Origin of the sequence: Cytobacillus firmus, assembly GCF_023715565.1 — a bacterium.
Lineage (GTDB): Bacteria > Bacillota > Bacilli > Bacillales > Cytobacillaceae > Cytobacillus > Cytobacillus firmus_C.
The window spans coordinates 1-10742 of the sequence record NZ_JAMBOJ010000097.1 but is presented as its reverse complement, the minus strand read 5'-3'; the positions used below and the strand labels follow the sequence as shown (position 1 = coordinate 10742).

General features: G+C 40.0%; 14 protein-coding genes. 10 read left to right on the top strand and 4 right to left on the bottom strand.

The window, feature by feature from the left end; genetic code table 11:
• Positions 1–135: 135 nt before the first annotated feature.
• The gene (locus M3205_RS24195) at positions 136–282 is read right to left on the bottom strand and encodes a small acid-soluble spore protein P (protein WP_009334725.1); all 147 of its coding nucleotides are present in this window, start codon (positions 280–282) and stop codon (positions 136–138) included.
• A 259-nt stretch (positions 283–541) separates the two neighbouring features.
• Here M3205_RS24195 and M3205_RS24190 point away from each other — a divergent pair, with 259 nt between their 5' ends.
• On the top strand, positions 542–799 hold the full coding sequence (locus M3205_RS24190; protein ID WP_251172210.1) for a hypothetical protein: 258 nt from the start codon (positions 542–544) through the stop codon (positions 797–799).
• A gap of 35 nt (positions 800–834) precedes the next feature.
• Here M3205_RS24190 and sspO read toward each other — a convergent pair whose 3' ends face one another.
• A complete protein-coding gene (sspO, locus tag M3205_RS24185; RefSeq protein ID WP_251172209.1) occupies positions 835–984 on the bottom strand; it encodes a small acid-soluble spore protein O in 150 nt (49 codons plus the stop codon).
• Between the two features lie 353 nt (positions 985–1337).
• Between sspO and acnA the strand changes: the two genes are divergently transcribed.
• The 9 genes from acnA to M3205_RS24140 all read left to right on the top strand — a co-directional run bounded on the left by acnA (position 1338) and on the right by M3205_RS24140 (position 9311).
• Positions 1338–4046 (top strand): aconitate hydratase AcnA, encoded by a 2709-nt coding sequence (acnA, locus tag M3205_RS24180; RefSeq protein WP_285887011.1) that lies wholly within the window; start codon positions 1338–1340, stop codon positions 4044–4046.
• A 102-nt stretch (positions 4047–4148) separates the two neighbouring features.
• On the top strand, positions 4149–4565 hold the full coding sequence (locus M3205_RS24175; RefSeq protein ID WP_251172208.1) for a hypothetical protein: 417 nt from the start codon (positions 4149–4151) through the stop codon (positions 4563–4565).
• Between the two features lie 55 nt (positions 4566–4620).
• Positions 4621–5142 carry a peroxiredoxin family protein gene (locus M3205_RS24170; protein WP_251172207.1) on the top strand — a complete coding sequence of 174 codons (522 nt, stop codon included), beginning with the start codon at positions 4621–4623 and terminating at the stop codon, positions 5140–5142.
• Between the two features lie 230 nt (positions 5143–5372).
• Positions 5373–5504 (top strand): FbpB family small basic protein, encoded by a 132-nt coding sequence (locus M3205_RS24165; protein WP_175609044.1) that lies wholly within the window; start codon positions 5373–5375, stop codon positions 5502–5504.
• A 62-nt stretch (positions 5505–5566) separates the two neighbouring features.
• On the top strand, positions 5567–5710 hold the full coding sequence (locus M3205_RS24160; RefSeq protein ID WP_035332449.1) for an acid-soluble spore protein N: 144 nt from the start codon (positions 5567–5569) through the stop codon (positions 5708–5710).
• A 156-nt stretch (positions 5711–5866) separates the two neighbouring features.
• Positions 5867–6118: a small acid-soluble spore protein Tlp gene (gene tlp, locus M3205_RS24155; protein WP_251172206.1), complete on the top strand. Its 252-nt coding sequence runs from the start codon at positions 5867–5869 to the stop codon at positions 6116–6118.
• 124 nt (positions 6119–6242) lie between these two features.
• Positions 6243–8552: an AAA family ATPase gene (locus M3205_RS24150; RefSeq protein WP_251172205.1), complete on the top strand. Its 2310-nt coding sequence runs from the start codon at positions 6243–6245 to the stop codon at positions 8550–8552.
• Positions 8553–8554: 2 nt separating this feature from the next.
• Positions 8555–8992 (top strand): acyl-CoA thioesterase, encoded by a 438-nt coding sequence (locus tag M3205_RS24145; protein ID WP_251172204.1) that lies wholly within the window; start codon positions 8555–8557, stop codon positions 8990–8992.
• Between the two features lie 19 nt (positions 8993–9011).
• The gene (locus M3205_RS24140) at positions 9012–9311 is read left to right on the top strand and encodes a hypothetical protein (protein ID WP_251172211.1); all 300 of its coding nucleotides are present in this window, start codon (positions 9012–9014) and stop codon (positions 9309–9311) included.
• Between the two features lie 28 nt (positions 9312–9339).
• Here M3205_RS24140 and M3205_RS24135 read toward each other — a convergent pair whose 3' ends face one another.
• The gene (locus M3205_RS24135; protein ID WP_251172203.1) at positions 9340–9633 is read right to left on the bottom strand and encodes a HesB/YadR/YfhF family protein; all 294 of its coding nucleotides are present in this window, start codon (positions 9631–9633) and stop codon (positions 9340–9342) included.
• 103 nt (positions 9634–9736) lie between these two features.
• On the bottom strand, positions 9737–10552 hold the full coding sequence (locus M3205_RS24130; protein ID WP_251172202.1) for a CPBP family intramembrane glutamic endopeptidase: 816 nt from the start codon (positions 10550–10552) through the stop codon (positions 9737–9739).
• Between the last annotated feature and the right edge of the window lie 190 nt (positions 10553–10742).

Here is a 10742-nt window from a genome sequence, read left to right as displayed (position 1 = left end):
TGGTAACTTTATTTTATCAGAAGTGGTCCTTATTTTAATCCCAAAATAAACAAAGCCGGTGAAATTTTACTCATTGTAAAATTTCACCGGCTTTTTCAAATTAGAGGAGGGTTTTGTCCCAGCCTCTCTTTCCATTCACATATCGTGGTGTGAATTATGTTTTTGTCTGGTATGGTTACGGTTTTTAACTTTCTTAGAGCCGCTTAATGGTTCTGGCTGCCCATCATTATTATGTCCTTTAGGTGCATTTTTTCGCATGTCTTTGCCATTGTTTTTGTTCAATTGAAGCCCTCCTCGGTTAATAGGATGTTTCTTCCGATCCAGGCAGCTGATATGCCGCTACCGTCTTAATGGCTGACGGGTAAAAAGACAAGGTGAAATTCACCTTCTTCTCATGTGTTAGTTTGTCTCTCTTCCAATGAAAAGTTGCATTGCAAAATGTGGCTGAATGTCAAGATTTGTTCCTGAGAGATTCCACGGAATATTTTATGTTACTATTGCGCAATTTAATGGTACAAATTTTATTAGGAGTGAAATAAACATGCCATATCATAAAGATAAACAGCAGGCATTTCAGGCTGCACAGCAGGGAATGGAAGATGCCCAGGAGCTTTACACTGAAATTGTAAGAGATTCGGCCAGTTATGGACATCAGCTAAAACATCTGAAGCAGGAAGTAAATGAAGCATTCTCTCAAATTGAAAATGCCCTGGAGGTTGCATCTGACCATCAGCGTGCGCAGCTGGAAAGATTCCAGCAGGATTTAAGATCCATGGTTGATGATGTCAACCAGTATTAGAAATTTACCCGGCTGCAGTTCAGCCGGGTATTTATTTATTGATTCTTCTTCCGCTTTTTATTATTTTGCCTTTGGGCTTCTGTTAATGGTTCATTCGCATATTCCTCGTTATACCCTGCGCCCATGCCCTGGCCTTTTGCGTCGTTCATACCCTCAATAACATGATTAGATTTTCTTTTAGCCATAGTCATTCACCTCCCTGGTACTATTTTTCCTTAAATTTTGTCAATTTATGTTGTTTTTAAGTTCAAGGGATTTCCTTTTTCGTTTTTGCAGAATAATAACTAAGCACGGTAGAGGATTATTGACTAATTGAAAAACACTATCAATTACGGCATTTAAAAGACTTAACCGAGTAAATGAGAAATTTTGATAAGAAAAACTTATCAAAAACAATAACTTTCTTGTTATTTACTTATATAGCAGGTTGTATTAATATAGGAATTGTGAGAAAAGTAAGGATGGATGAAAATTCTAACTTTTCGACAATTACCTAACACTTGGTATATGATGTTTATTGAAAGAGGGGGTAATACATTTGGCAAAGAACGATGTGTTCAATTCCCGCAAATCCTTTGATCTGGACGGGAAGCGCTATCATTACTATCATTTAGGTGCTCTGGAAGAAGCTGGAGTAGGTAATGTTTCCAAATTGCCTTATTCAATTAAGGTATTATTGGAATCAGTACTTCGTCAATATGACGGCCGTGTAATTACAAAAGAGCATGTTGAAAACCTGGCAAAATGGGGAACTTCTGAAGTTAAAGAAGTAGATGTTCCTTTCAAACCATCACGTGTAATTCTGCAGGACTTCACTGGAGTTCCGGCAGTAGTTGACCTTGCTTCATTGCGTAAGGCAATGGCTGACATGGGTGGGGATCCTGACAAAATTAATCCTGAGAAGCCAGTAGATCTGGTTATTGACCACTCAGTGCAGGTAGATAGGTATGGAACACCTGATTCACTTGAAGCCAACATGGAGCTTGAGTTCGAGCGAAATGCAGAGCGTTACCAGTTCTTGAGCTGGGCACAAAAAGCATTTGACAATTATCGTGCAGTTCCGCCTGCAACTGGCATTGTCCACCAGGTAAACCTTGAGTTCCTTGCGAATGTTGTTCATGCGCTTGAGACAACAGAAGGCGATTACGAAACTTTCCCTGATACTCTTGTAGGTACTGACTCTCATACAACAATGATCAACGGTATCGGTGTTCTTGGATGGGGTGTAGGAGGAATTGAAGCTGAAGCAGGCATGCTGGGCCAGCCTTCATATTTCCCAGTTCCTGAAGTTGTAGGGGTTAAGCTTACTGGCGAACTTCCTAACGGAACAACTGCTACTGACCTTGCATTAAAAGTAACACAAGTACTGCGCAGCCAGGGTGTAGTTGGCAAATTTGTAGAATTCTTCGGCCCTGGTGTTCCACAGCTTCCATTGGCTGACCGCGCTACAATTGCTAACATGGCACCGGAATACGGAGCGACTTGCGGATTCTTCCCTGTTGATGCGGAAGCTCTTGATTATATGCGCCTGACTGGTCGTCCTGAAGAGCAAATTAAAATTGTAGAAAAATACTGCAAAGAAAATGGAATGTTCTTCGATCCATCTCTTGAGCCGGTATATACAAATGTAGTTGAAATCAATCTTTCCGAAATTGAAGCGAACCTTTCAGGTCCTAAGCGTCCGCAGGATTTAATTCCGCTTTCAGCAATGAAAAAAGAGTTCAATGACGCAATTACTGCTCCACAGGGCAACCAGGGCTTTGGCTTGGATAAGAAAGAAATCGACAAAGAAGTCACTGTTGAATTCTCAAATGGTGATTCAACTAAGATGAAAACGGGTGCTGTTGCCATTGCAGCAATCACTAGCTGTACAAATACTTCAAACCCTTACGTTTTAGTTGGTGCAGGTTTAGTGGCTAAAAAAGCAGTTGAACTTGGAATGGAAGTACCTAAGTTCGTAAAAACTTCTTTGGCTCCGGGATCTAAGGTTGTTACCGGATACCTGCGTGATTCAGGACTTCTTCCATACATGGAACAGCTTGGATTCAACCTTGTTGGTTATGGCTGTACAACATGTATCGGTAACTCAGGTCCACTAAGAGAAGAAATCGAAAAGGCTGTAGCTGAAAGCGATCTTCTTGTAACTTCTGTTCTTTCAGGTAACCGTAACTTTGAAGGACGTATCCATCCGCTTGTTAAAGCTAACTACCTGGCTTCTCCGCCATTGGTAGTCGCTTATGCACTGGCAGGAACTGTCGATATCGATCTTCAAAACGAGCCAATCGGAAAAGACAAGAACGGCAACGATGTCTTCTTTAACGACATTTGGCCAACTACTGCTGAAGTAAATGAAGTGGTTAAACAGACTGTTACACCTGAATTGTTCCGCAAAGAATATGAGCACGTATTTGATGACAACGCACGCTGGAATCAAATTCAAACAAGCAATGAGCCTTTATATTCATTTGATGACAACTCAACATATATCCAGAACCCTCCGTTCTTTGAAGGCTTAACACCTAATGCTGATGAAGTTAAACCTTTAGCAGGATTGCGTGTTGTCGGCAAGTTCGGTGATTCTGTAACGACTGACCATATTTCTCCGGCAGGTGCTATTGGTAAAGATACACCAGCAGGAAAATATCTTCGCGAGAACGGTGTGGAACCACGTGACTTTAACTCTTATGGATCCCGACGCGGTAACCATGAGGTAATGATGCGCGGTACATTTGCAAACATCCGTATCCGCAATCAAATTGCGCCAGGCACAGAAGGCGGATTCACAACTTACTGGCCAACTGGTGAAGTTACGTCTATCTATGATGCTTGCATGAAGTATAAAGAAGATGGCACTGGCCTTGTAGTTCTAGCCGGCAAAGACTATGGAATGGGATCTTCCCGTGACTGGGCTGCAAAAGGTACGAACCTGCTTGGAATTAAAACAGTTATTGCTGAAAGTTATGAGCGTATCCACCGTTCTAACCTTGTTCTAATGGGAGTTCTTCCACTTCAGTTCAAGGAAGGCGAAAGTGCAGAAACGCTTGGCTTGTCAGGAAAAGAAACGATTGATGTTCAAATTGACGAAAATGTTAGACCACGTGACTTTGTTAAGGTTACAGCTACAGATGAGAACGGCAACCAGACTACATTCGAAGTTCTTGTCCGTTTCGACTCTGAAGTTGAAATCGATTACTACCGTCATGGCGGAATCCTTCAAATGGTTCTTCGTGATAAATTGGCTAACTAATTTTGACTTGCCGCTATGTGTTTTCTCACATAGCGGCGTTTTTAATTACAAAATATACGAGCATAGGTATCTTAATAGTACCTTTAATATGGAGGGCTGATATTGAATGCTTTTTTGATTGGACCAGTGCTGGTGAAGTACGAATGGGTAATAGTCGTGCTTTCAGGAATTGTTTCTTATTTCACTATTGTACAAGTCTTAAGAGACAGCGGGGAATATAAAAAAGTTTTTATGAATGTCATTTTGAATGCTATTCTTATTGTTTTTTTTACTTATAAGTTTAGTTCAATCCTTTTCCAAACAGAAAATATTTTAAGCAGTCCGATGGGAATTTTATATTTCTCAGGAGGAAGGAAGGGGCTATTATTAGGAGCTTTTTTTGCTATATTCTATTTAGGATTGGCTATCAAGAAATACACCTATCCGCTAAATAAATGGATTCAAGGAATTGTTTACGGATCTGTCACATTTATGCTGTCTTATTGGCTGTTCAGAACCTTATTAATTTTGCTTTTCTAGGTTAAAATACAATCAGGGAAGCAAAAAGGCTTAAAAAGCCGGGAGGGAAAACAGCATGTTAAAAAAAATGTTTGCAGCTTCTGTATTATTAGTCTTAATTACCGCGGTTTTTGCAGTGCAGGCTTTTGAAAAAGTTGAAGTCGAAAGTCAGCCCGTTAATCAGACTGGATTAGGAATAGGCTTGAAAGCCCCCGATTTCGAATTGAAAAATCTGCAGGGGGAAACAGTGAAGCTTTCAGATTACAAAGGAAAAAAAGTTATGCTGAATTTTTGGGCAACCTGGTGTCCTCCATGTAAAGCTGAAATGCCTGATATTCAAAAATTTTATAATCAGAAGGGAAATGATGTTGCTATATTGGCGGTGAACATCGATCCTCAATCTGATGTTGCAGGGTTTGCGAAAGAAATGCGAGTAAACTTTCCGATTTTGCTTGATGTGGACGAAAAGGCTTCTAACGCTTATCAAATAATAACAATTCCAACCACTTTTTTTATTGATGAAGAAGGAATTATTAGGAATAAATATTTAAGTGCGATGTCTGTGGAGATTATGAATAAGTATATAGATGAAATGTAGAAAAACATTTGCAGCAGCAGATGTTTTTTTATAGGTTTATGCGGTCAATAAAGGGGGAAATTTAATTAAAACCATTTTTTCTGAATATTTTATCAACAATAACGAACCTTATATGCTTCTTTCACGTAGTCTGGGTATATGCGGATTAAATTTTCGAAAAGTTGTAATAATTTAAAGGTTTTCTGGAGATAATGATTGTTACAATGTTATTAAAGGAAGGTGAAAGATTAATGAGAAAGCCTAGAAAACGCTCCTTTGCTGAATTAGTACTAGAAAATAAACGCCAGCTGCTTAAAGATCATGATGCTATGGAGAAAATCGAAGAGCGCCTCGAGCTTAAACGTCTGAACAAGGCTGAATAGAATTAATTGCTAATTATGAAACCCTCTTCAAATGCACAAACTTTAAATGAGGAGGGATATGAATGAGTAATCCAAAAAGACACCCTAATCATTTCAATCCGAACCATATTGGTACACAATCACGTGGATTTGGCGGCAACAAGGGCAAGAAGATGCAGGACAAATCCGGACAGCATGCTCAAGTGATACAAACTAAAGGCGAATAATTAAGAGTAAAACCTGCCATTTTTAATAGGGCAGGTTCTTTAGTTTCTGAACATTTCTGGTGTATCAGGCAGGCGCCCCACACTTTTCCGCCAATAATTTTCTTATTCTTTCACAAACTAACTTTGTACCATCACCTACAAAGGGAGGAACATACCATGGCACAAAACAGACCAAACCCTGATGATCGCAGTGATAATGTTGAAAAGCTTCAATCCATGATCGTTCATACGATTGAGAACATGGAAGAAGCTGAAGAATCAATGAAGTATGCTAATGCAGAAGACCTTGCCAGAATTGAAGCTAAAAATGAACGCCGCCGGGAAAGTCTTGACTCTTTCCGTTCAGAAATCAAGGATGAATACCAGGCACAGCAAAACGGCAATAGCAGCGGGAACAATAATTATTGACAACTTCGAGACCTAATCGAATGATTAGGTCTTTTCCTATGGAGATAAGAAGCGCATCTTTATAGATAATTATTGAAATATGGTAAGATAAGTTGAGGAAACTAAGAAGAAGAAGTGATAATCGATGACACAGCAGAATAGACAGGTTAAATCAGAAATTAAGGTTGGTCAATGGAAAAATGAGCTTGATCAATACGGATACATACAAAATGAAGCAGAGTTGCTGAATGTAATTAAGAATATAAATGAAAAGACAAATCCAGGTCTGCTTTCGGAATTATTAGCCCTGGCTGCTATCTCCCGGTTAAACAAGAATACTGATGATACTCTTGCCAGTGCATGGCTGCAGAAAGCAGTTGAGCTGGACACTGGCAATTCATTGGCAGCGGCCCAATTAGGAAAATCCGAATGGAAAAATAAAAGCAATCTCCTTGAAGCATTGACTTTCCCGCCGATACGGGAAACCGATAACAGAGCTGCTAAGAAGAAAACAGCTGAGCAATTTATAGAAATTTGCCGAAGCTTTATGAACAAAGCAGATGACGAGTTAGAAGACCTGCAAAAAAAGCAGCAAGCCTATGAGGATGAGGAATACCGGAAGCTGACTGAAATACTTGAGAAAGCTATTGAAGTGACAGCTTTTCTTTTAAAGGCTTCTGAGGAATATGAACAATCCATTTCAGGTGTCTTCCATACTTCAACATACTATACAGATATGAAAAATCACTTAATTTCCATCAACAAACTTAAAAATGACTGGAAAGAGATATTTGAATCAGTGGAAGAGGAATCTGGAGTACAAACCGATCCACTGGATGAACTTAATGATATGGTGGGCCTTAACTCGGTCAAAAGCAGAGTTCATGACTTTTATCGGTTCTTAAAATATCAAAACGAGCGCAAGTCACTGGGTTTTCAGACAAAGGATGAACTTAGTCTTAACATGATACTAACCGGCAATCCAGGTACAGGAAAAACAACTATCGCACGGCTGCTGGCAAAGATTTATCATAGCCTTGGTGTTTTGCCTCGGGAAGAAGTAATCGAAGCTGACCGGTCACAGCTGGTTGGCGGATTTGTCGGGCAAACAGAAGAAAATGTCAGGGCTGTTGTTGAAAAGGCGATCGGCGGTGTACTGTTCATTGATGAGGCATACAGCTTAAAGCGTGAGGGGCAGACTGGCAGCGATTATGGACAAACTGCCATTGATACCCTTGTATCGCTCATGACTGGAACTGAGTACGGAGGAAAGTTTGCGGTTATCATGGCCGGTTATCCAGAAGAAATGAGACAATTTCTCGACAGTAATCCTGGTCTCCGAAGCCGGTTCCCGGAGTCGAACTTTATAGCACTGCCTGATTATACGAATATGGAGCTTTTGCAGATTGCTGAAAAGCTGTCTGCTGATAATGACTATGTCCTTACTGAAGAAGCAAAGCAGGAACTGGGCAAACGTATTGAAAAAGAACGGGTTGATGATACTTTCGGTAATGCGAGGACTGTCAGAAACATTGTTCTGGATGCGATTTTTAAAAAAGGCTCACAAGCAATAAATAATGAAAACATCATGTCGTATACACTTTTGGAAAAAGAGGATTTCGAAAGTGAAGAAGAAGAAAAACTGATGAATCCACAGGAGCAGCTTGACCGGCTGGTCGGACTTGAATCAGTTAAAACAGAAGTTCAAAACTTAGTGTCTTTTGTTAAAATGCAGCAGATGCGACGTGAAAAAGATCTTCCAGTTGTCCCAATCCAGCTCCATTCAGTATTCACCGGTAATCCGGGTACAGGAAAAACGACTGTAGCAAAGATCTATGCAGAATTGCTGAAGGAATGCGGTTTCCTGAAACGAGGACATTTAATGGTTGCGAGCCGTGCTGATTTTGTAGCCGGCTATGTTGGCCAAACTGCTATCAAGACAAAGAAAAAGATAAGAGAGGCACTAGGCGGCGTCCTTTTCATCGATGAGGCATACTCACTTCTTTCCCAAACATCAGGAGATTTTGGCAAAGAAGTCATTGATACTTTAGTGGATGAAATGACAAAGCATAATGAAAATCTCATCGTTGTTTTGGCTGGTTACCCCAATGAAATGGAGAAGCTATTGGCAAGTAACCCTGGGTTAAAATCCCGATTCAAAAAGTTCTTTCATTTCAAGGATTATTCAATCGCTGAGCTCCTCGAAATTATTAATTCGTATGCTGGAAAATATGAATACACTCTCACGGAGGAAGCAAAGGAATATCTTAGCCACACTTTATCAAGGATTGAAGTACACGGGAATGGACGCTTTGCCGCCAATCTTGCGGATGAGGCCATTCAGGCACAGGCCATGAGAATTGTTTCAGCACTTGCTGAAGATTTTGAGCAAGTCAGCATTTTGGAGAAGCCGGATTTCGAAATCGCTTTAAATAAAATAAGTAAAGGGGAATAGGGATGATCATCTCAACAAAAGAAATAGAGGTAAGGTATGCAGAAACAGATCAAATGGGAGTAGTATACCACGCCAATTACCTGGTATGGATGGAGCTTGGCCGGACACAGATCATAAAAGATCTTGGATTCAGTTATGCCGAAATGGAGAAGGATGGAATCATCTCACCTGTTCTGGATATCCTTGCTTCTTATAAAAAACCATTGCGCTACGGGCAAACTGCAACAATTAAGACTTGGATTGAAGAGTACGACGGTTTCCGTGTCAGCTATGGATATGAAATATTCAATGATGCAGGAGAGCTTGCCGTAACAGGCTTGTCCAAGCATGTTTGCGTTAAAAAGGATAATTTCCGCCCAATCTCAATTAAAAAGAAATATCCTGATTGGCATGAAGCATATGAAAAGGCAAAAAAACAGCCAGAAGGTGCTGTCAGATAATAAAGGATGGAGAATAGAAATGGCATTCGGCCTTCGAAGGAAAGATCTTCAAGAATGGAAGAGAAAAATAGATCGTGGGGAAATTGCTTTTTTAACACATTATTGGTTAGATGATCGATTCCCTGGCTGTAAAACGGTCACAAAGGTCGGCTGTTCAGATTTGAAGAAATTGATAGATTGGGGAGAATCCCACGGCCTGAACCCAGAGTGGATTGACTATCGGACTGATGGCTACTCACACTTTGATTTGATTGGGGCCAGGCAAAAGGAAATTCTTGAAAAAGAGAACCTATTGGAGCAGCTGGAACAGCTGAAATAAAAAAAGAAGCAGGCAGTGTCTGCTTCTTTTACTCATTGGTATATTTGAATTCAGGTTCCTGTGCTTTTTCATTAAATGTCACGAATAAATCGTGATTATCAAAGTACCATAAGTCCTTTTCTTCGATAAAGTAAGTAATTCCGTTTTTTTCAGTCTGCACTCCTGCGTCATGTGGCTGTTCATTCGAGACGCCTAATGAAAATCCCTGCTGAACAGTGCTACAGCCTCCATATCTTGCAAAAAAGCGGACGAAGTCACCCTTATTTAAGAGCATTTCTTCCTGATACCATTGGGCGGCCTGATCTTCGATATGTATGTTCATTTGAAATTCCTCCTCTTGGGTGATAGTCATATTATAGGCTAGTTTTTCCTTATGCGCGAATAAAATGTCTGCTGCATTTCTTTTTTGATGGCCATGTCAGCACTCAACTATCCCGGAAAAGTATTAAACCGCTTAAAATCATAAATACGTTCATGGCCATATGCCATATGAAAGAAGGAAAAATACTTTGGGACTTCACTGTGAAGGCCGCGTAAAATATCCCGCCGACAGCAAACAGCAGACACAAAACAAATGAGTAGCCAAGCATCATATGTGAAAATCCAAATGCCACCCCCGAAAATAGAACTGCTGCCTTTTCTCCTGACAGTTCTGCCATTCTGGATAAGATGATTCCTCTCCATAAAAGCTCTTCCATTATCCCGTTTACAATCGAGAAGCCAATCAGGAATTTTAAAAAGTCCCTTGAAAACGAGTTATCTGCTGAAAAAATTGCATAAGCAAATGCAGCAAAATTAATTAGGATAGCAATCACAAGAAAATACTTTATTTTGATTGAATGGAAACCGCTCCATATGAATGGGAAAAATATGATCGAGTTCCAATCCGGTTTTTTCAGAAAGGGGAAGGGCGTTTTAAGAAACTTTATTGAAATATAGACCAAAATCAGGATCGGAATTACCAGAAGAAACCGGTTCAATATCATTAAGATATAGTATGGAAGGGGCAGTGCATCAAGCAATTTATCACCATAAAGAAACAAAAGGCTGCCTGTTAAATATCCGGCAAATGTCCAGGAAAAAACACGCTCCTGCTTTGAGAGAAGCAATAAAAAAATGATAAGGCCAAACGAAAGAATGAAAGCAAAAGCGAAAAGCTTCAATTGAAAAAGCAATACGCCAGCGGTGAATACACTTAGCTGCAAAATAGGAAGAGATTTATTAACATTTACGGTTTTCACAATAGAACCTCCCTGCATATAAGATATTTTACCATTTTTTTCACAAAAAAAAGCGCTATAAGCGCTTCAGTTTGTAGACAAAAGGGGTTCGGAATAGTCTCATTCCGGACCTCTTTTTTGAATTTTATTGGCTTTGAAGCATTTTCAGATGATGATAGACCTCTCCGAGGTCATCTTCTAGGCCATTTCT

Coding starts and splice junctions, on each gene's coding strand:
- M3205_RS24190 (WP_251172210.1), top strand. CDS start 542: ATGCCATATCATAAAGATAAACAGCAGGCATTTCAGGCTGCACAGCAG.
- sspO (WP_251172209.1), bottom strand. CDS start 984: ATGGCTAAAAGAAAATCTAATCATGTTATTGAGGGTATGAACGACGCA.
- M3205_RS24170 (WP_251172207.1), top strand. CDS start 4,621: ATGTTAAAAAAAATGTTTGCAGCTTCTGTATTATTAGTCTTAATTACC.
- M3205_RS24165 (WP_175609044.1), top strand. CDS start 5,373: ATGAGAAAGCCTAGAAAACGCTCCTTTGCTGAATTAGTACTAGAAAAT.
- M3205_RS24160 (WP_035332449.1), top strand. CDS start 5,567: ATGAGTAATCCAAAAAGACACCCTAATCATTTCAATCCGAACCATATT.
- tlp (WP_251172206.1), top strand. CDS start 5,867: ATGGCACAAAACAGACCAAACCCTGATGATCGCAGTGATAATGTTGAA.
- M3205_RS24150 (WP_251172205.1), top strand. CDS start 6,243: ATGACACAGCAGAATAGACAGGTTAAATCAGAAATTAAGGTTGGTCAA.
- M3205_RS24145 (WP_251172204.1), top strand. CDS start 8,555: ATGATCATCTCAACAAAAGAAATAGAGGTAAGGTATGCAGAAACAGAT.
- M3205_RS24140 (WP_251172211.1), top strand. CDS start 9,012: ATGGCATTCGGCCTTCGAAGGAAAGATCTTCAAGAATGGAAGAGAAAA.
- M3205_RS24135 (WP_251172203.1), bottom strand. CDS start 9,633: ATGAACATACATATCGAAGATCAGGCCGCCCAATGGTATCAGGAAGAA.